At 41.7% G+C, this 21,996-nt stretch carries 15 protein-coding genes; all 15 read right to left on the bottom strand.

The window, feature by feature from the left end; translation table 11 throughout:
* Positions 1–58: 58 nt before the first annotated feature.
* Complete coding sequence (locus tag MKY52_RS17480; RefSeq protein ID WP_256716416.1) at positions 59–1,021, bottom strand: carbohydrate ABC transporter permease; 963 nt, start codon at positions 1,019–1,021, stop codon at positions 59–61.
* A gap of 15 nt (positions 1,022–1,036) precedes the next feature.
* Positions 1,037–2,014, bottom strand: coding sequence for an ABC transporter permease (locus MKY52_RS17475; RefSeq protein ID WP_341052554.1), 978 nt, complete (start codon positions 2,012–2,014; stop codon positions 1,037–1,039).
* Positions 2,015–2,509: 495 nt separating this feature from the next.
* On the bottom strand, positions 2,510–3,301 hold the full coding sequence (locus tag MKY52_RS17470; protein WP_340971878.1) for a response regulator transcription factor: 792 nt from the start codon (positions 3,299–3,301) through the stop codon (positions 2,510–2,512).
* Positions 3,276–5,132, bottom strand: a complete 1,857-nt coding sequence (locus tag MKY52_RS17465) for a cache domain-containing sensor histidine kinase (RefSeq protein ID WP_076284461.1) — start codon at positions 5,130–5,132, stop codon at positions 3,276–3,278. The genes MKY52_RS17470 and MKY52_RS17465 overlap by 26 nt, the downstream gene beginning before the upstream one ends.
* A 29-nt stretch (positions 5,133–5,161) precedes the next feature.
* Complete coding sequence (locus tag MKY52_RS17460) at positions 5,162–5,992, bottom strand: carbohydrate ABC transporter permease (RefSeq protein ID WP_042129876.1); 831 nt, start codon at positions 5,990–5,992, stop codon at positions 5,162–5,164.
* On the bottom strand, positions 5,992–6,876 hold the full coding sequence (locus MKY52_RS17455) for a carbohydrate ABC transporter permease (protein WP_341052551.1): 885 nt from the start codon (positions 6,874–6,876) through the stop codon (positions 5,992–5,994). The genes MKY52_RS17460 and MKY52_RS17455 overlap by 1 nt, the downstream gene beginning before the upstream one ends.
* Positions 6,877–7,003: 127 nt before the next feature.
* Positions 7,004–8,413 (bottom strand): extracellular solute-binding protein, encoded by a 1,410-nt coding sequence (locus tag MKY52_RS17450; protein WP_042190521.1) that lies wholly within the window; start codon positions 8,411–8,413, stop codon positions 7,004–7,006.
* A gap of 422 nt (positions 8,414–8,835) precedes the next feature.
* Complete coding sequence (gene pflA / locus MKY52_RS17445; protein WP_076284458.1) at positions 8,836–9,573, bottom strand: pyruvate formate-lyase-activating protein; 738 nt, start codon at positions 9,571–9,573, stop codon at positions 8,836–8,838.
* 217 nt (positions 9,574–9,790) lie between these two features.
* Complete coding sequence (pflB, locus tag MKY52_RS17440; RefSeq protein ID WP_341052549.1) at positions 9,791–12,052, bottom strand: formate C-acetyltransferase; 2,262 nt, start codon at positions 12,050–12,052, stop codon at positions 9,791–9,793.
* 253 nt (positions 12,053–12,305) lie between these two features.
* Entirely contained in the window at positions 12,306–14,927 is a 2,622-nt protein-coding gene (gene adhE / locus MKY52_RS17435; protein WP_042129885.1) for a bifunctional acetaldehyde-CoA/alcohol dehydrogenase, read from the bottom strand.
* A gap of 401 nt (positions 14,928–15,328) precedes the next feature.
* Entirely contained in the window at positions 15,329–16,792 is a 1,464-nt protein-coding gene (locus tag MKY52_RS17430; protein WP_341052546.1) for an ABC transporter substrate-binding protein, read from the bottom strand.
* A gap of 132 nt (positions 16,793–16,924) precedes the next feature.
* Positions 16,925–17,797: a carbohydrate ABC transporter permease gene (locus MKY52_RS17425; protein WP_042190530.1), complete on the bottom strand. Its 873-nt coding sequence runs from the start codon at positions 17,795–17,797 to the stop codon at positions 16,925–16,927.
* A gap of 1 nt (position 17,798) precedes the next feature.
* Positions 17,799–18,719, bottom strand: coding sequence for a carbohydrate ABC transporter permease (locus MKY52_RS17420; RefSeq protein ID WP_042129891.1), 921 nt, complete (start codon positions 18,717–18,719; stop codon positions 17,799–17,801).
* Positions 18,720–18,836: 117 nt separating this feature from the next.
* On the bottom strand, positions 18,837–20,165 hold the full coding sequence (locus MKY52_RS17415) for a response regulator (protein ID WP_341052543.1): 1,329 nt from the start codon (positions 20,163–20,165) through the stop codon (positions 18,837–18,839).
* A gap of 19 nt (positions 20,166–20,184) precedes the next feature.
* A complete protein-coding gene (locus MKY52_RS17410; protein ID WP_445667129.1) occupies positions 20,185–21,978 on the bottom strand; it encodes a cache domain-containing sensor histidine kinase in 1,794 nt (597 codons plus the stop codon).
* Positions 21,979–21,996 lie beyond the last annotated feature (18 nt).

The raw sequence follows: 21,996 nt of genomic DNA, 5'->3' as shown, positions 1-21,996 counted from the left end.
CTGAATCGGACGTTCACACACTTGCATGGAGCGCCGAATTAAGCCATTCCAATCCTCATTAGCCTTTAACAGCACCAACGGTAAGTCCTTTGATAAAATACTTTTGGAAGAAGGAGTAAACGAATACGATAGGACCGATCCCAATAACAGCCATTGCCATTCTTACTGTCTCTGTCGGCAGATTGATTTCTACACCTTGTGCAGCTAGGGCAGCCATCGCTTGGGGGCTTGCAGTCAGGAACTGAACGTTCAACATCGTCTTATACATTAGATACTGCAGATTGACATGCCCTTCAGGTGAAATAAAGATCAAGCTGAGATACCAGTCGTTCCAATACGCCAAGGTTTGAAATAATCCCACTGTAGCTAGCACCGGTAACGACAAAGGTAAAATGATTTGAACGAAGATCCGAAACTCCGGTGCCCCGTCGATTTTAGCAGACTCAACCAGTGCCGGCGGGATTGTGTTTGCAAAAAAGGTTCGTAAAATGATGACAAAGAATGCTGAAACCAGCAGTGGCATAATCAGAATCCATAGCGTATCTTTCAAATGCATCATTTGAGTATAAACTAGATACCAGGGCACTAAGCCTCCATTAAACAAAAGTGTAAAAAACATAAAGAACGAAAAGAAATTACGATGTGGAAAATCCCCACGCGAGATAGGATAGGCATACATTGCCATAATTACGAGACTCAGAATCGTTCCAACCACCGTCACAAATAAGGAAACGGCAGCCGCATCTATGATTTGCCAATAATCTTTTAACAGAAATTCATATGACGAGATATCCCACTTGTTCGGGAAAAAGCTGTAGCCGTGCTGCACAACCGATTGTTCATCTGAGAACGATACGATAATCACGAGGATCAGTGGGACCACACAAATCGCCGTATAGATCCAGAAGAATATATTAATTAACAAATTGGAGATATTAGAAATTTCATTGGGTTGTTTTTGCCGTTTAGCTCTCTTTCCTGTACGACCCGACGGCCCGATTGCAGTTTCTGTCTGGCTCAACACGCCCACCTCCCTCTAAAATAACGCATCATCTTTACTTATTCGCCGTACTGCTAGATTTGCTAAGAATATCAGTAGAAATCCTACAACAGATTGAACGAGACCCGCGGCAGAGGACATCCCAATATCACCAATCGCCAGGAAGGTCTGATATACATAGGTGTCGATAACTTGCGTAGTGGAGTATAATGCTCCTGCGTTTCTAGTAACCTGAAAGAACAATCCGAAGTCTGCGTTAAAAATCCTACCAATCTGCAGTAGCGTCATTACGATGATAACCGGACTGATCAGCGGCAGCGTGATTTTACGAATCTGCTTCCATTTAGAAGCACCGTCAATCAGCGCAGCCTCATAATATTCGTGATCTATGCCGATGATCGCGGCCATATAAATGACCGTCGTATAGCCAATCTCTTTCCACAGCTTTACGATCACTAGAATCCCCGGCCAATATTGCGACTGCGAATACCATTCAATTGGATCAAGCCCAAAGAACGGAAGCAGTGTCTTGTTCATGAACCCGTGCTCAGCACTTAGAAAGCCGTATACTAAATAACTGACGACGACCCATGAGAGAAAATATGGGAGAAACATCGCACTCTGATGGAATTTCGATAGCCATCTGCTGCGCATTTCGTTAAACATAATCGCAAAAGCCAGTGAAAAAAATAGTGTGAGTACAATAAACGCAGTGTTGTACAACAGGGTATTTCTTGTAATGATCCACGCCGTCTCTGTCGAGAATAAATATTTGAAGTTCGAGAACCCGACCCAATCACTGCCTAGAATGCCCTTCTGGTAATTGATATCCTTAAAAGCAATTACCGTCCCTAACATCGGTATGTAGTTATTGATGATCAGAATAATAATGGCTGGGAGCATCATCAAATAGAACACCCAATATTTCTTCATCACTCTCAGAAAATTCGGCACTCTCCCCCTGCCGCGTTTTTCTACTTCTGATAAGCTGACGGAAGGATTCGTCACACTCATGTTCTGTTCCCCCATTTCCACATCGTCCCAATCTAGAGCCTTTTTCACGCTTGCTTGGCTATCGCCTTGCACTTCCTTCTTACACTCTAATTAAAACATATGATAAATTTTGGGAGTATAGGGAGCATATTATATTTCTATAAAAAAAGAGATGATTATCCTCAATAACTAAGGATAATCATCTCTACTGTTTAAAAACATTTAATTGGTTATAACTTATGTATCTTTATCACAGCTGCTGGCTGGTCGATAGTCCATGCATTCCCAAGGGAGTCCCCACATCCGCAGGAGTGGGATGACCCCATACCCACAACGAAGTGTGGTGAGGGAGAAGGAACGGAGAGGAGGTTTGGAACTGTAGGAGCGGAGCGTTCGCCTAAAAGCTTTCCTTGGAAAGCTACCTCGGAAGCATATGCTATCCTCGGATTTCAACCGCGAGCAGCGGTTTCCAATCAAGAAATCCGAGGATAACAGCGACCGGAAGTCCAAACATCCTCAGAGTGAAGCCGACCTCACCGCGTTTCGGTCACGATACTCCTTAGGAGACATCCCCGTCTGCTTCTGAAATACCTTCGTGAAATAACGTCGTTCCTGATAACCGACTCCGGAACCAATCACCGTAATGCTCTTATCGCTGTTAGTAAGCATAAACTTGGCAGCTTCAATTCGTTGTTGTGTTACGTATTCCACGAAAGTCATTGCAAAACGGTTCTTAAACAAGAGGCAGAAGTAACTGCCACTGATGCCGATCTTATTCGCCACTTCCTCAATCCCGATATCTGAATGAAGATGTTCAGTGATGTATTGAGCGGCCAAGTTCATTAGCTGATCCGGCGTTTTTTTGCCATTGTCAACTTCAGGAATCTCTTGAAACAAAGGGATGCTATTATACAGTTTATTCTTAAACTGTTTACTACGGATATTAGCTCCGATCTCACGTACCTTATTGCCAAGTTCCTCATAATGTATCGGCTTACAAATGTATTCTTTTACCCCAAGCCGGATCGCTTCCCGTGCATAGTCAAATTCCTGATACCCGGTAAGAAGCAGTACCTCACTATCCAATCCCAATTCCCGCAGCTTTCCTACAAAAGTTAACCCGTCCATCACTGGCATACGAATGTCACTCAACACAAGATCGGGTTGCTCCTCTTCAGCAATGCGCAAGGCGTCCATGCCGCTTCGCGCCATACCGACGACCTCCATCCCCATCTCCTGCCATGGCAACACTCTCTTCAGATTATTCAGAATTGGGGCTTCGTCATCTACCAATAATACTTTTAGCATAATGATCTTCCCCCTGCTCGTATTTAGGTATGACACATTGAATAATAGTACCATATCCTGGACTGGAACAAATAAATATTCCATATCTGTCACCGTATTCAATGCGGATGCGATCCGCTACACTGCGAATGCCAAGGCCTCTACGTTCAAGATTCATCCGGTTTTCCCGTTCAACTTCAACCTCTTGCTCCACAGGATCATTCACAATATATTGGAAAATAGACAACTGAGATGGTGTAATTCCAATACCGTTATCTTCAATTCGTAAAATTAAGTCCCCTTGCTTCTCCCAAACTTTCACAGAAACTTGACCTTTGTAATCAATACCCTCAAATCCATGCTGAATGCTATTCTCTACAAGCGGTTGCAAAGTAAGCTTTAAAATGCCGCAACTCATCAATTCTTGTGGGATATCAATATCGTATTCAAATAAATCCTCAAATCTAAATTTTTGAATATCCAAATAATTGCGAAGATGTTTAATCTCTTCATCCAGTGTAATTTCTTCTCGATCCTGAATGCTAATACGTAAAATACTTGCCAGTCGGTAGACCATCTCACTGACTTTCTTGCCTTCATTCTGTATAGCCAGAACATTAATCGACTCTAACGTATTGAATAAAAAATGCGGTTTAATCTGAGCCTGTAGAACACGCATCTCGGCTTGATTCTTGCGACGCTGTTCCAAATGGATTCTGTTAAACAATCGGTTAATTTTATCCATAAGATCATTAAAGCCCTTACCAAGAAGCGTTAACTCATCATTCCCCTTCACTTCTACCCGCGAAGTTAGATCTCCATCCTCAACACGTCGCATAAAACGAACAATTACGGCTATTGCACCAGTAATGCGATTCATAAAGAATAGATTGAAGATCACCGCTGCCAAAAAGCAAAGGAAGATAACCCCTACAAACCAGCGTGCAAATACTGTAACTTCTCGAGATAAAGAGTCCCATGAGGTTACAGACACTAGACTCCAAGGATAATCTTTCAAATGATACATGGAGAGAATACTCTTCTCCCCGTTATACTCTGTTTTAAAACTCTGAAACCCTTTTTTGAAGGTAATCTCTTTATTCGCGAATGACTGAATATCCTGCCCATCCAGCTTTTGATCTGGGTCAAATAGAATCATTCCGTCATCATTTACTAGCATAAACGAAACATCCTGATTACTATCCCCAATTTTTAAATTGCGAAATATCGATTCGAGCTCCCAATTTTTGATCTGTACAACAAGGATACCTATGTTCTGAAAGAAGCTCAGTTCCTTCACGAGTCGAATTTGTGTAAACACAGGTTCAGTTCCTGTAAGTTCGGGATACTCATGAGGAGCCAGCCATTTTGGCACGCCATTCAAATCCATTACTTCCTGGTACAAATCACTTTTTTTGAAAGTATCATAGGGTAGCGTTCGGAAATTTTCCTTATTAAAAAGCGACACGATTTCAGAGTTACCTCTACCGTTAAAATTGTATAAAAAAGCATAGCTAATCGATGGATGGTTAAACAACAGACTACGGAAATTGCGCTGGCTTGCATTCAAATTGAGTTGCTCAGCATCAGTCAAATCTTGATTAGAAGGATCTTCTGCGCTAAGTGCCATATGAAAAACCGAGGTAGCAATTCCGTTGTCTGTAACGTTATCCATATCTTTTAACACATTTGATATACTGTAACTAATTGCTTTGAGTGAGTATTCCGACTGTTGACTGTACTTCTTTTCAATAGAGTTATACGTCACGAAAAACATAAGCATGCCTAGAATAAATAAGGGAATGATTATCAGGCCCAAAAATGCCGTAAATAATTTATAGCGCAAATTCATCGGCTAGTGCTCCTGACTGAGAAAAAAAGTTATCCTTTTACGCCACCCGCAGTTACGCCTTCAATAATTTTTTCCTGTAAAATCGCATAAATCACAATTACTGGCAGAACGCTGAAGACGATACCCGCTGACATTTGTGCATAGTTCATCTGATATTGATCACGGAATTGAACCATACCCACTGGGAGCGTACGTAATTCATCATTTGATAGGAAGTAGTTTGCCAGCAAGAATTCGTTCCAATTGCCCAGGAAATTAACAATGAATACAGTAACCATGGCAGGTACGGTTAGAGGTACAATAATTTTAGCAAAGATACCTGGTGCCTTCAACCCATCCATGACCGCTGCCTCTTCAATTTCTCTAGGCAACGAGCGCATAAATGCAGCCAATATAATTATCGTAAACGGAATTGCATTCGCGATATAAGGGATAATCAACGCCCAGTGCGTATTCAGAATCCCCATCTTACGTACAATCGTATAAATAGGAAGCATCAATGCGTTATTTGGAATGAGCATTCCCACCATAACTAAGGTGAACAAAATCGTATTCCATTTGCCTTGGCGCATCCGAGTAACTGCAAAAGCAAACATAGACGCTAGAATGATAGATACTACAGAAGCCAATATGGAAATGTACAAACTGTTAAAAAAGTAGGTGCTGATCTTGGCATTTACCCAAGCTTCAACGTAGTTATTGAAGACGAACTCCTTTGGAATTCCAAAAGGGTTAAGTGCTATTGCATTATTATCCTTTTTCACAGAGGAGAATAACACGAACAGGAAAGGAAATAGAATAACTAGTAGATAGGACAAAAGTGCGACATGTGGCAAACTTTTTTTCAGGGCGCGTGGCATCAGTATTCAATCCTTTCTGTGCGTCGGGCTATCAGCAGCTGATAAACGGCTGTAACCACCAGTGTAAATACAAAGATCAGGACTGCAATGGCATTACCGTACCCGTACTTAAAGTTAGTGATAGCATATTTAATCATATAAGTTGCCATTACATCGGTTGAACCAGCAGGTCCACCCTTAGTCATTACAATGACGATATCCGCCGCTTTCATTGCTCCAGCAATGGACAACATGATCACAACAGAGATGATTGGAACAATTAGTGGAAGCGTGATGCGTGTAGCACGTTGGAATCCAGTTGCGCCATCAATGGCAGCTGCTTCATCCAATTCACCTGGTATCGACAGAATAGCTGCAAGTACCATTACAATGTAGAATCCGGTCCATTGCCAAGCATTCGTGATCAGGATGGATAACATTGCGAATCTTTCATCCGACAGCCAGTAAAGTGGATCAATACCAACTAAGCCTAGAACCTTATTTAAAAGTCCAATGTTGGGCTCATAAATGAAGCCCCATAGAATACCGATAACTGCTGTAGACATAATAGAAGGCATGAAGACCGCTGTCTTATACAAGCCTTTTAGCTTCTTTACATTCGATATCAATAACGAGAAGAATATGATTAACGGTACCTGTACAAAACAGGAGAAAAGAATAAAGAAACCGTTATTTTTGACAGATATCCAGAATCGTTCGTCTCCTAATGCCTTCTCAAAATTACTGATTCCGGCAGACTTGACTGTGTCAGATACCCCATTCCAGCTAGTAAAGCTGTAATAGATTGAACTAAAGATGGGATAGATGAAGAACATCGTGAACAAGATCAGTGCTGGAAGAATAAAAAGGAAAAATACCAATGGATTTCTTAGTGCTTTATTCATGACTACCTCCGGTTGCTTTGACATCTGGCGAACAATGAATGTTTTAGATCTTTGCAAACACATAATTTCTTTGAGTTTAAAAATGTACCCTGGTTCTGGCACCAGGGTACATTCAATTTGCAGCTACTTATTCAACTGCTGCGTTTGCTTCTTCTTGTACCTTCTGTAAAGCTTCGCCCATTTTCTCTGGAGTTGTCTGACCACCAATTAGCTTTTGAATTTGAATGTTACTGATTTCTGTAGTTACATCAGCTTGAACAAGTGAGTCAAATGCTGGGAACGAAGATTGTGAGTTATTAAGTACACCTACGATTTCGCTCATCAGATCATCCGTAATATTTTCATTCAGCACGTTTTGATCAATTTTCATTGCTGGCAATACGCCATCTTCAACAAGACCACGTAATTGCATTTCTTCGTTAAACAAGTTTTTGATGAAAGATTTCACAGCAGCCAATTGACGTGGATCTTTCTCAGCAGAAGCAGAGAAACCGTAGCCATTGTTTACATCGCGCATCAATGCAGTTTGGTCGCCTACGCCACCATCAACTGGAGGAATATTGAAGAATCCAACTTTACCGATCAAACCTTCGCCAGATTGTCCTTCTTTAAATACGGAAGATTTCCAAGTACCATCATACAAGAGGATTGCTTCACTACTAGTGAATTGTGTTGTATATTCAGCATACTCGAAACCAAGTTCGCCTTTTTTGAAGTATCCTTTGTCAACCCATTCTTTGTACTTCGCAAAACCTTTTACAACGTTTGGATCAGTCCATTTAGCTTCGCCTGTTGCAAACTTAGCAGTTACATCTGGACCTGCATAACGTGACCACAAGTGGTTAGCTAGCATAAGTGGTACCCAACCAGCCTTAGATGCACCAGCCAAAGGTACTTTGCCGTCAGCCTTGATGTCAGCCAATTGTTGTTCCAATTCAGCAAATGTTGTTGGAGCTTTCCAACCCTTGCTATTGTAGTATTCTTTGTTGTAGAAGAAGCCTTCACCAGATCCACCGATAGGCAATCCGTAAATTTTTCCTTCATAAGTGAAAGGATCAAGATTTGAGAATTTATCCTTAATTCCAAGTTCCTCTAGGATTGGAGTCAGATCGAGTAATTTACCTTCTTTAGCATAGATCTTAGAGTCAGGGCTTCCGAAAAGATCGAAGATCTCTGGTGGATTACCTGCAGCCATTTCACCACGTAATTTTTCTTTACGGTTTACATCCGAATCTACTCCATCAAGCTTAAAGGTCAGACCCGGTACATCGCCTTCTACCTTTTTCACTACTTCTTGCAGAATAGCTAAACGTTTCTGTTTGTCGGCACCGATTTGAGTGTGACGAATCGTCATTTCGAACGGCTCGCTACTAACCGGTTCTTCTGTTGCTGGAGCATTTGTAGCATCCGCTGAATTCGTCGCGGTAGCGTTTCCATCTCCTTTGTTAGAAGATGCATTGTTGTTGCCTCCGCAACCTGCCAGTAAAGCTGATGATACAAAAATCAGGGACAATAGCAAAGTCATACCTTTTTTCATTTCTTGTGACCCCCCATATAATGTTGTGCTTTACACTTCTTATTATAGAAAACAGATTCCATTCTCGTAAGGTTAAGATTCATCCACTATAGGGATAAAAATCTCTAATGAAAGCGGAATCAACTACACAACATGTAATATAATATAACTTTATTTCAGTAATAATTACGATTAAAAGCTTTATAGCGTGATTTAACCATACATATACTTTGAAAATAATCATAAAAACTCAATGCAATGATACAATATATATCATAACGTATTTCCAAGTCGTTAATTAACAGCAGTAAATATACCATTTTTTTAAAGCGAAAATACAAAATTACCCCTTTAAATGACATCAGACGTCCCTCATAACAAAAAAAGCCGTTCCTTCAGCAGTAAATCACTGAAGGAACGGCTCCACTTAATGTAGGTAAGAATTATACCAACGCTGTCTGCTTACGACCTTCTTCGACTAAGCGGTACGCCCGCTGAACTTCTTCATCCGTAGGGGATGGCACTCCATCCAATTCATAAGCCTTGCCAAGCATTTCCCATTTATAGATACCCATTTGATGATAAGGTAAGATTTCAAACTTCTCAACGCCATTTAAGGTTCCAATATAACGACCTAAATTAATAAGATCCTCTTCACGGTCATGAATGCCTGGAACGTATACATGTCTAATCCACATCTTACGGTTATGATCCGATAGCCAGCGTGCAAGCTTCAAGGTCCGGTCATTAGATTTTCCAGTTAACTTAATGTGTGCTTCTTCATCAATATGCTTCAAGTCAAGCATTACCAAGTCCGTAACATCCAACAAGTCATTAATCTTGTCACCTTCATTATAACCATTACTATCTAGTGTAGTGTGCAAATTCCAACGTTTCTTAACTTCCGTAAATAACTGCTTTACAAATTGTGCCTGCAAAGTAGGTTCTCCACCGGATACAGTCAGTCCGCCTCCGGAAGAACGATAGTAGTTCAAATAAGGCTCGATCTCAGAAAGCACTTCTTCCAGACTCATTTCTTTGCCTTCATCTAAAGCCCAAGTATCAGGGTTATGACAATATTGGCACTTCAACAAGCAGCCCTGCATGAATAAGACAAAACGAATACCAGGCCCGTCAACGGTCCCAAAGGTTTCCAAAGAGTGTATGCGACCTTTAATCATAGGATGTCATCCTTTCGCCACGATAGACTAACAGTCCCTCTTTCACGAAGAAGCTCCCTGTCCTTGAGACTGTCATTCCCCTTAATCGCGGCTGTGAAATTTAAAATTTTAACCATTCTCAAACAAGATATTACCGCCCTTGAGACAAGGGCGGTATCTTCCTTGCAACTATTTCAATGTAGAATTTAAATCAAAGATCTTTATAAATAGGAACGAATTACATCGAACCATGGAACGTACGGTTAATTACGTCCATTTGCTGTTCGCGAGTCAGCTTGATGAAGTTAACTGCATAACCGGATACGCGGATAGTCAATTGTGGATAGTTCTCTGGGTGATCCATAGCGTCCATCAGCTGTTCACGGTTAAATACGTTAACGTTCAAATGCTGAGCGTTATTATGGAAGTATCCGTCCATCATGTGTACCAGGTTAGACTTACAGGATTCATCGTCTTTACCTAGTGCCTTAGGTACGATAGAGAACGTATTGGAGATACCATCTTGTGCATCGGAGTAAGGCAGTTTGGCTACAGAGTTCAGTGAAGCCAGAGCACCTTTCTTGTCGCGTCCGTGCATTGGGTTAGCACCTGGTGCGAATGGTTCGCCTTTTTTACGTCCGTCAGGTGTTGTACCTGTCTTCTTACCGTACACTACATTCGAAGTAATGGTCAATACCGATTGAGTTGGCACAGCATCACGATAAGTTTTGTTTTTACGGATCATTGTCATGAAGGTTTCAACCAATTCTACTGCGATGCTGTCTACAGCATCGTCATTGTTACCGTAGCAAGGGAATTCGCCTTCGGTTTCGAAGTCAATTGCAATACCTTGTTCGTTACGGATCGGTTTAACCTTCGCGTATTTAATAGCACTCAGCGAGTCAGCTGCAACGGACAGACCAGCGATACCGCAAGCCATCGTACGCAGAATGTCGCGATCATGCAGTGCCATTTCGATACGTTCGTAAGAATATTTGTCATGCATATAGTGAATGATGTTCAAAGTGTTAACGTAAGTCTTAGCCAACCACTCCATCATCGGTTTGAAGCGTTTCATTACTTCGTCATAATCCAGATATTCAGAAGTGATCGCTGGGAATTCCGGTCCAACTTGTGCTCCGGATTTTTCGTCTTTACCACCATTAATAGCATACAGCAAAGCTTTTGCCAGGTTGGCACGAGCGCCGAAGAACTGCATTTGTTTACCGATACGCATTGGAGATACGCAGCAAGCAATAGCATAATCGTCACCCCAGTATGGACGCATTAGATCGTCATTTTCATACTGAATTGCACTAGTTTCGATGGAAACCTTAGCACAATATTTCTTGAAGCCTTCAGGCAATCTCTCGGACCACAGAACAGTTAAGTTTGGTTCCGGAGCTGGACCCAAGTTGTACAGGGTGTTCAGGAAACGGAAGCTGTTCTTGGTAACACGAGTGGTTCCATCTTCAGCCATACCACCGATGGATTCAGTTACCCAAGTAGGGTCGCCGGAGAACAGATCATTATAGTCAGGTGTACGCAAGAATTTCACGATACGCAGTTTCATTACGAAATGATCGACAATTTCTTGTACTTGTTCTTCAGTCAAAGTACCTTCTTCAATATCGCGTTCTGCATAGATGTCTAGGAAGGAAGAAACACGTCCCAGGGACATCGCCGCACCATTTTGTTCTTTAACTGCTGCCAGATATCCAAAGTATACCCATTGAGTAGCTTCCTTGAAGTTCGTCGCTGGTTTGGAAATATCCATACCGTGAGCTGCTGCCATTTCTTTCAATTCGCCCAGTGCACGAATTTGCTCAGACAGCTCTTCACGCAAACGAATTACTTCTTCTGTCATGGAATCAACTTCAAGCTCAGTTAGTTGTTGCTTTTTGTCTTTAATCAAGAAATCAATACCGTACAGAGCAATGCGGCGGTAGTCGCCGATAATACGTCCACGGCCGTAAGCATCAGGAAGACCTGTGATAACGCCGGATTTACGTACTGCTCTCATGTCTGGTGTATATGCATCAAATACGCCTTGGTTATGCGTTTTGCGAATGTTCGTGAACATGTCGACGATGTTTTGTGGAAGCTCGAAGCCATAAGCCTTCGTAGCATCGACCATCATCTTGATCCCGCCGAATGGCTGAATGGAACGTCTGAAAGGAGCGTCAGTCTGTACGCCTACGATTTGTTCCTTGTCCTTGTCAATGTAGCCTGGAGCGTGTGAAGTGATTGTGGAGACAGTATCTAGGGAAACATCCCATACGCCGCCTCTTTCTCTTTCTTCCTTGCTCAGTTGAGAAATAATCTTCCATAGTTCAGTTGTGTTACTAGTAGGACCTACGAGGAACTCTTCGTTACCTTCATAAGGCTTAATGTTACTAGCAATAAAATTGTTAACGTCAACTTTCTTGGACCATTTACCTTTTGTAAAACTTCTCCAACCGGATTTCACTTCATTTACTTCTTTTTCAATCACCGACATGCTAAATCCCTCCATCTATATTTATTATATTTGTAGAGATCGCGGGCTTGAAGGTTGATCCCGTGTCTCGTGATCCCCAAAAAGATGTGGTTGTTCCAAATTTCACAATCAACATTTCATATGTGGGACCGTTGTTTATATAAACATTCTAGTTTATTTTCTATAAAAACACTGTGACAAATATCACCTTTCGAGTGATATTTGTCACCTTTATCTAAGTCCACAACTATCCTATTCTCTATTTAACCATTTATTAATTATCAAATCTTCCGTAGAACGCATTACGGTATACATCAGCAAGCTCAGATACCAGTGGCAGCTTAGGATTGGCAGTTGTACATTGATCTTCAAACGCACGGTCAGCCAAGTAATCTACGCGGGATTCGAAGTCCTTAGGATCAAAGCCCAGTTGTTGGAACGATTCTTCGATGCCCAATTTTTTATTCATATCGCGAATAGCATTGATCAGGCTAGTTACACCTTCTTCAGTTGTGCGAGCTGGCAATCCCAGAATACGGGCAATTTCAGCATAACGCTCATCAGCTACGAAGTGCGAATATTTAGGGAACGAAGCGAACTTCGTAGGTTTTTTAGCATTGTAGCGGATAACGTGTGGCATAAGGATCGCGTTAGTACGACCATGAGCAGTGTGGTACTGTCCGCCCCATTTATGCGCCAAACTGTGGTTAATACCCAAGAATGCATTGGCAAAGGCCATACCAGCAAGTGTTGATGCGTTATGCATTTTCTCACGTGCTACTCTGTCGCCTTCCAGCGCTGATTTTTCAAGGTATTGGAATACCAGTTGGATCGCTTTAATAGCTAGACCATCAGTATAGTCACTCGCCATAACAGATACATAAGCTTCGATAGCATGTGTCAATACGTCCATACCTGTATCAGCAACTGCAGTTTTTGGCAAGCTGTATACGAACTCTGGATCAATGATAGCCACATCTGGAGTTAACTCGTAGTCAGCCAAAGGATATTTAGTGTGCTGTTCAGTTGTTTTATCGGTAATAACTGCGAAAGATGTTACTTCCGAACCTGTACCCGAAGTTGTTGGAATCGCTACAAACTTAGCTTTGTTACCAAGTTTAGGGAATTTATATACCCGTTTACGGATATCCATGAATTTTTGTTTCAGACCATTAAAGTCTGCGTCTGGATGTTCATAGAATAACCACATTCCTTTTGCAGCATCCATTGGGGAACCGCCGCCAAGTGCGATAATGCAGTCCGGTTGGAATCTGTTCATCATTGCAGTACCTTTTTCAACTGTAGTTGTCGATGGATCTGGTTCAACTTCAGAGAACACTTCGATAGCTACAGGAGTTTGACGTTGACGCAGGTAATGTTCAACTCTTTCAACATATCCAAGCTTAACCATCATTGGGTCAGTGATAATTGCGACACGTGTGATATCAGGCATTTTGGTCAGGTACTGAGTAGCGCCTTTTTCGAAATAGATCTTGTCAGGTACTTTAAACCATTGCATATTCACGGTACGACGATTCACCCTTTTCACGTTGATCAAATTGATTGCTGTAACGTTTTGCGACACGGAGTTACGACCATAAGATCCACAACCCAGAGTCAACGAAGGGATATTAGTGTTATAGATATCGCCGATCGCACCATGTGTGGAAGGCGAGTTAACGAGAATACGTCCTGTTTGCAGACGGTTAGAGAACTTCATGATTACTTCTTCGTTGTTGGAGTGGATAGCCGAGCTATGTCCCATACCACCAAATTCAACAATTTGAGCTGCGCGTTCGATACCTTGATCTGCATTTTTAACTTTGTAGCAAGCAAGAACCGGGCTTAATTTTTCAGCGGAAAGTGGATATTTAGTGCCTACACCTTCAAGTTCTGCTACCAGAATCTTTGTGCCGGCAGGGACTTGAATGCCACACATTTCAGCAATTTTCACTGCGGATTGACCTACGATTGCTGGGTTAACCGCACATTTATCTACATTCATTGCTCCACTAGTCAGTTTGGCAGCTTCTTCTTTATTCACAAAGTAGCAGCCATTAGCAATCATTTTTTTCTTCACTTGATCGAAGATTGGTTCTTCGATAATAACAGCTTGCTCGGAAGCACAGATCATACCATTATCAAATGTTTTAGAAAGAATGATGTCCGTTACGGCTTGATCAATATCCGCGCTCTTTTCAATGAAAGCAGGTACGTTACCAGGGCCTACGCCAAGTGCTGGTTTACCACAGCTATAAGCTGCTTTTACCATTGCAGAACCACCAGTTGCCAAGATAAGAGCAACGTCTGGGTTGTTCATCAATGCGTTTGTCTTGTCCATTGTTGGCATTTCAATCCATTGGATACAGTTCTCAGGAGCGCCAGCTTTCACGGCAGCATCATGAAGAATTTTTGCAGCAGCTGCACTACACTCTTGCGCAGATGGGTGGAAACCGAATATAATAGGGTTCCGTGTCTTAATCGAAATCAACGCTTTAAACATCGTGGTGGATGTAGGGTTGGTTACCGGTGTGATACCCATAACAATTCCGACGGGTTCAGCAATTTTTTGGAAGCTATCATAAGCGTTGTCTTCAATAACGCCTACTGTTTTATCGTATTTAATTCCGTGCCAGATATATTCAGTTGAGAAGATGTTCTTCGTAATTTTGTCTTCGTATACGCCGCGTCCAGTTTCTTCTACGGCCAATTTTGCGAGGTACATATGTTTGTCGAGTCCAGCCAACGCCATTGCATGAACGATTGTGTCAACTTGCTCTTGGTCTAGCGCCATGAACGCCTCATGCGCTTTTTTTGCTTTATCCACTAAATTCTGAATATACTCTTCAGCGGTAACTTGTTTAACTTGGGCGGCGACTTCGTTCTTAACTGCCATCTCCCTCGTCCTCCTGTCAATTTTTAGTTGTTTTTCTCTACACATTTATCTTATCACATGATTTCCACCTTGTATAGTGAAATCTTTCACAAAGTATAAAGTTTTTTTGATTTGTTTTCAAAGCGCTTTCATTCGATCATATTATAGTCTTTTTACCATTTTATGTGCTATAAAACCCTTTAAATCTTAGAATTATACTTTAATAAGCAAAATTTCAGCTCCTTTTTATTCCATATATCTAAAATCAGTACACAAAAATATATTCTCTTCATCAAAGTCAATTACGATTTTCCTACACTGTAATAATTTCCAATAGATTATCACTATTTCTGAAGATTTATAAATTTATAAATCTTCACAACAAAAAAACCGGCCCCAAAGGGGCCGGTTTTTGCATTAAACTATTCCGCTTTAATCGTATCAAAGAATTTCTCTTGTACTGTTTTAGCTGCTGCTTCTAGCTGGCTCTTGGAATCCGTTCCTTTTTTGGAGAACAGCTCTTGAATGACATTGGACATGGTTGCGTAGTAGTCCTGTGTATTGTATTGAGCTTCAGGTTTACCATCCAAAAGTCCCATAATGTCAGGGCTATATTGGTATACGTTGGTGTACTTGTCATAAACCGCTTTGGTCTTCTTACCAAACTCAGAATCTGCTGAGTAGTAATCTAAGAGTGGCGGGATAAAGTATTTACCATCAGCTGTACGTTGTTGAAGAACTGCATCCAGTGCTTCCAAACCTTTATCAGAGAAGTAATCAAATGTGATATAACGGAATGCCATTTCTTGCTCATCTGGTGTTGCATTCGGATTAATTACGAGGTAATCACCACCAAGTACCCCCGTATGCTTGCCGCCTTTTTCCATAGCAGGCATTGGATATGTGAGCACATCCTCAGGTTTCAGTCCACCTTGATTCAGTGCTTGCTCGATTACGCCATCGGACCCAGCCATTACCATAGCTGTACGACTTTGTTGGAATGCTCCTACAGCATCGCCCCAGCCAAGTGCCCAGTCCTGAGGAATCGCGTTAGCTTCCCATCTAAGTTTCTTGTAGAAATCCAGTGCTTTAACACCAGCATCGGAATTAAAGGTAGCGACAACCTTCCCGCCTTCAACCTTTTGAATTTCACCGCCAGCTTCGAACAGGAAGTTGGTCCAGTTCCAGCCTGCTTCGTTACCTTTACCCATTGGAGCAATACCGGAAATACCTTTTTTGACATCAGCTACGCCTTTAGCCGTATTCAGCATATCATCCCAAGTCCAATCCATTGGTGGGACCGCAACGCCTTTTTCATCCAGCATTTTTTTGTTGATCATAGTAGTTGTTACATAACCTTTTTGAGTTACTCCGAAAACTTTACCATCAATGATGAACTGATTTTGCAGTACTGGGTTAATTTGATCCTTAAATTCGTATTTGTTCCAAAGATCCGTAATGTCAGCAACCCAGCCCTTTTCCACCAGGAATTTAGCTTCTGTAGCATAGGTGTTAAAGAAGGTTGGTGCTTCATTCGCAGCCATTTTGATTCCGATTTCACTTACATTGTACTGCCAGTCGTCTTTAACAATTTCAACATTTGGATATTCAGCCTGGAAACGTTTAATCTTGTCATCTTCTTGCGCTCTCACTTCAGTCAAGTCAGGTGTTGGATAGTGAATCTTGATCGTCACTTTTCTTTGAGTAATGTCATCCACTGGCGCCTCTGTAGCGGTTGCTGTATTATCAGTTACCGCATTTGTTGGCGCAGTAGATGCTTCCCCGCCTTTGTTTCCCGCTGTGTTTCCGTTATTGTTGCCGCTGCAAGCAGATAACAACGATCCGGCTACAAGTACGCTTAGTAGAACGCTAGAGTACTTACGCATTGAAACTCCCCTTTTCAACTCATAATTATCTTACATAGCGATCATAAATTAGAAACCGTTTACAAACGAGGTGCATTTATATTCCTTTCATGTGCATGTTTACGATCCGTGGGTAAATTCGTCGATAATTGCTTATCCTTTCACTGCCGACAAAGCAACCCCACGCATAATGAATTTCTGGAAAATCAAGAAGACAATGATTGGAGGCAAGGATACTATAAACAGGATTGCAAATTTAATATTAGTATTGAGTGCCTTCACATTAATAACGTATTTATAAATGGCTGTCGCAAGCGTATATTTCTCTTCACTGTGCATAACCAGAGATGGCCAGAACCAGTCATTCCATGCGGTAGAAAAGATAAAGATCGCTAATGTAGCAAAAATCGGAATGGATAGTGGCACGGCAATGGAGAAAAAGCTTCTCGGCTCAGAGGCGCCATCAATTCGTGCTGCTTCAAAGATTTCCGGGTGAATTCCGTCAAAAAAGTTCTTTAACAATAGAAAGTAGAACGTGTTCGCTCCCGCTGGCAACCAGAAGGCCGCGTACTGATTTAGCAATCCAAGCTCCTTCAAATTGACAAAGTTCGGGATCATGTAACTGGTAGCCGGAATAAACAATGTCATAAGAAAGAAGAAGTAAATAGCTCTTTTGTAAGGAACATTCATACGAGAAATACTAAAAGCTGACATTCCCAAAACCACAAGAGTCACGACCATATTCCCTAAAAAGATATAAATGGTGTTTCTAAGGAACATGGGTAGATCAATGTAGTTCATCGCGTCTTTAAGGTTACTGAAGTGCCATTCCTGAGGGAAAAAATGAGGCGGGAATGAATTCACCTCTTGATTCGACTTCAACCCGTTGAATAACGTCATACAAATCGGGTACAGCATGCTAAAAACCATAACCAAAATGACTACGCACATCAAGCCATAAACAATCTTATTACTTGTTTTTTTCAAATCGTGTTCTGAAAGAATTCCTCTATCTGCGCTTTTCATCTTAGTAGTCCTCCTTGTTAAGCTTGAACTGTAAAATGCCCAAACCACCTAGGACAATGAACATTAACATGCCAAGCGCAGTAGCTGTTCCATAATCGAGTCTTGTAAATGCATATTTCACGATCAACAGCGCATAGGTAAGCGTAGTATTATTTGGCCCACCATCAAGCAGCGCCATCTGTGACTGGTACCCTTGTGAAGTACCAATAATTTGCAGGATCAGCATCAAAAAGATTAAATTACGCAGTGAAGGCAATGTGATGTACTTTATACGTGCCCATATACCTGCTCCATCAATCTCAGCGGCTTCATACCAATCTCTTGGAATGCTGAGTACAGCAGCTAAGTATATTAGCATCCCTGATCCGAACTGCTGCCATGTTTCCATAAACACAAGGGAAATCATCGACCATCTTGTATCTGTTAAGAAGGCAACCTGATCCACACCCATTGTGCCTAGTAACGCATTAATCGGGCCCACCGGATCATAAAGCCATCTCCACAGTCCATAGAGAACCACACCAGGCATTACGAAAGGAAGGTAAGCCGCTACACGTACAAAGCCCCCAAACTTTCTCAGCTCCGAGATCATGATAGCAAAAGCAATCGGAACCCAAAAACCGATAATAAGACATAGAAACATGTAATACCCAGTGTTCTTTAATGCGGTCAAAACATCTGGATCACTAAGTGCTCTACTGTAGTTCTCAAAGCCTACAAAGCTATTACCTTTCACAAAATCAACATGGTAGAAGCTGTACAGTAAGCCTTTAAAAATTGGAACCCACAAGAACATAATAAAAATAATTACGGCAGGTACGAGGAACATATATCCCCAAAAGTTTTTCTTCCAGCGGTTTTGCTTGTACGGTGTCCCCTTCAGCGTCGCCGGGTTTTCGGTTACTACTGCGGTTTGATTCATCAGGCTCCCTCATTCCATTGTTCTATCAGCATTTTTCGCAAAATGCTTCCTACCTTAAATTGTAGGAAATGAGGGTTGTACTGAACATGTCTATATCTACCGAAGTCATGAGTGTTTTTACTTCTTCAATTCGCTGGGGCTAATCCCATAATATTTTTTGAAAATTTTACTAAAATGCTCGGGCGATTCATAACCCACACGTTCCGCAATTTCGTATCTGCGAAGATCGGTATTCAAAATCATCTCCCGACTTTCCTCCATCCGGAGCTTAATTACATATTCCCACAGGTTATAACCTGTATTTTTCTTAAATAGGTAGCTCAAATAATTGGGGCTAACATGATTTTTCTTAGCCACATCGTGAATCGTCAGTCCTTTTTGAGCATAGTTCTCGTCAATATATTCTTTTGCTTTTTGTACGATCAGATTGCTATGCGTATGAAGTTCTTCTACAGAAGGATCACTCGTGTAACTGTTCCAGTTGAAATCCCCATAATAGAACACGTAATGGTCACTATGCTCATTATTCCAGAGAATTGCATTAGAGGCTTGGCGGTTCAAAACGGCCATAAACGAAAGCCCCTTTAAAATCTGGCTAATGCCAATGACTACGTTCAGATGTAAATATTTATGGATATTAAAATGTAGACTACGACCAAGTATATCTAGCCTGTTGATTTGGCCGGCAGAAGAATCCTCATAGCTTTTTTCATCCCATTGAATAATGATCGTAATTTCTCCATCCGGCGCATAAAAGGCTATCGAGTTCCATTCCTGATCCATTAATTCTTTGGCAATGTTCAGCGCAGCATAACAAAGAAGCCGTCTGTCCCGCATAGTATACTGCTTTTCCTGGTTCGCTCCAGACAGTGGCACCTTAAGTTTTAAGACGGAAAAATACGGCCCTTGTAGCTTCAGGTTATCCAGCTTCAGGAGGTTATCTCCCTCAGCTAGTACAACTCCAGGGTCAGTGAGCAATTCGTTCAAGAGCTTGCTATATTCCGGCAGCGGCTCTTCCAGTCGAAAGCTTTCGTTAATTCCAGACATGAAGACATCTAGTTCTGGTGAGGGCTTCCCCATCTTAAGGAGCACATTTCGGACCGAATCCAAAAACTGCTCACTATTCAAAGGCTTGATTAAATAGTCCTTTGCCCCGAGCCTAACAGCCATTTGAGCATATTGAAACGTCTCATGAGCAGAAATCACGATGGTCTGTACCCATGGTTTGGCTAGTTTGGCATGCTGCATCAAATCAATTCCACTCATCGCACCCATCTGTATGTCCGTAACGAGCAGATCAATTTCCTCCATACGTATACAGTCTAGTGCTTCAAATCCACTATTAGCTGTATAGATATTAGAAATATCCAGCCCGGATGAAGCTAATAAATTGCTCAATCCTTTACAAATCAATGGTTCGTCATCCACAACCAATATATTGAACATATCTGCATGCTCCCCTTCCTTAGTCCTGATTCTCCGATTTCGGAAGCTTAACTGTTACTAGCGTTCCGCCTTCTGTACGAGGGGTATAGCTGATGCCATAATCAGAGCCAAAATGTAAATGAATACGCTGGTTAATATTGCGGATACCATAACCGCTAGTGGGATTGGGGCTTTCATCATTCAATACAGCTTCTATGGCCTCATAGTCAACAGACTTATAGCCGTTATCTTCAATAGAGATCCTAACAGTTTCATCCTCACATACTGCAGTAATGATGATCTCGCCATCCTCGCCCATATTTTTAACCCCATGAATAATAGCATTTTCTATTAATGGCTGCAGCGTGATTTTTGGAATTAGGTTGCTTTTCGTATCCGGGTGAATATTCATCACAACTTGAAATACATAATCATAACGGTGCTGCTGTAGCTTGATATAGGCCGTTGCATGCTCCAGCTCTTCTTCAAGGCTGATCAGCTCCCTTCCCCGACTAAGACTGATCTTCATTAGTTTGGACAATTCCTTGATCATCTCGGCGGATTCGACATTTCCTTCTAAAGAGCTTTTCCAATAAATGCTCTCTAGGGTGTTGTAAAGCAAATGAGGGTTGATTTGTTGATATAGAAGTTGAAGCTGGGATTCCTTCTGTTTAAGCTCCATCTGATATTTGTATGTGATTAATCCGTTCAGCCTTCGGGCCATATCATAGGTAGAAGCAATCAGCACACTGACCTCATCGTTACTCCCCCTCCGTGGTGTCTCTGGAACTCGATTACCCGGCTCGTATTTTCGCACGAAAAAAGCCAGCTTTTGCAAAGGAGTCATTAATGAACGCCAGAAGTACGTAATCATAATTAGTCCAAATACTGCATAAGCCACGGTGATATATTGAATAACACTTTTCATTTCGTTCTGTTGCTGCAGTAGCGCCTTCACCGGAACTTTGTAAACCAGTTTTTGTCCAAGCGCATGGTTATTGTTAACCACATAGATAAAATCAGAGGTAATCACATCCACTGTACCTTCCAGATCCTCGGCAACAACCGTCTCCGGCAGCTCAATCACTTCTCCAGTATTATTCGTAGTGGAGGCGAGAACACGATTGTTTAAATCTGTTAAGTAAATTTCGCCGTCAGGCAAAGAGATGGATTTGAGGGATTCTCCAATTTTTGAGTCCATTTTGGTGATAACCAACACTCCAATGGTCTCCGCTTTTCTGGAAATGTTGTTTACAGCTCTCATGTAAGTAAGTGTCTTTAAATTCTCCGCTTGTGCGCTTAGCCTCTCTGTGAACTTCAGCGAGCCGCGTCCTTTCTTCTGAACAACCTCCTCAAACCAGTAAGGCTCTTCGACTTTAGAAAAGAAATAAACTCCCGCCTTCTTAACCTGTGGAAAATTGGGAGCAAAAAAGTAATAATCATTCGGATCGTATATATAAAGGGAGTAATAGATGCCATCACCACGTTCAGCCCCCTGAGAGTAACTGACCAAGAGTTTCTCTATTGTCTCATATCGTTTGACCCGCTCCAGTATGGTATCCGAGCCAGTCATATTCATTTGCTGAATCAGAGGATTTTGAATCACGGTGGTAGTGATTTTATTTACTGTATCGATATCCCGATTAATGATCGTAAAGTTCTGCTTGTTCAATTCCACATATGCATTCGTAACATGGCGCTTCAGTATTTGCTCCGCCTTCAAATTCCCAAATATGTTCAAAAAGAAAATAGGAGATATCATAATCAGGAATAGTAGGATGAGCTGCTGCTTGACGCTCAGCTTTCGAATCAATCTAATCAGCCTAGACAACACTATAATCACACCTCCGGG

This window comes from Paenibacillus sp. FSL P4-0184 (assembly GCF_038004625.1).
Taxonomy (GTDB): Bacteria; Bacillota; Bacilli; order Paenibacillales; family Paenibacillaceae; genus Paenibacillus_AQ.
The sequence above is the reverse complement of the archived record's forward strand: the minus strand, read 5'-3'. Positions and strand labels throughout refer to the sequence as shown.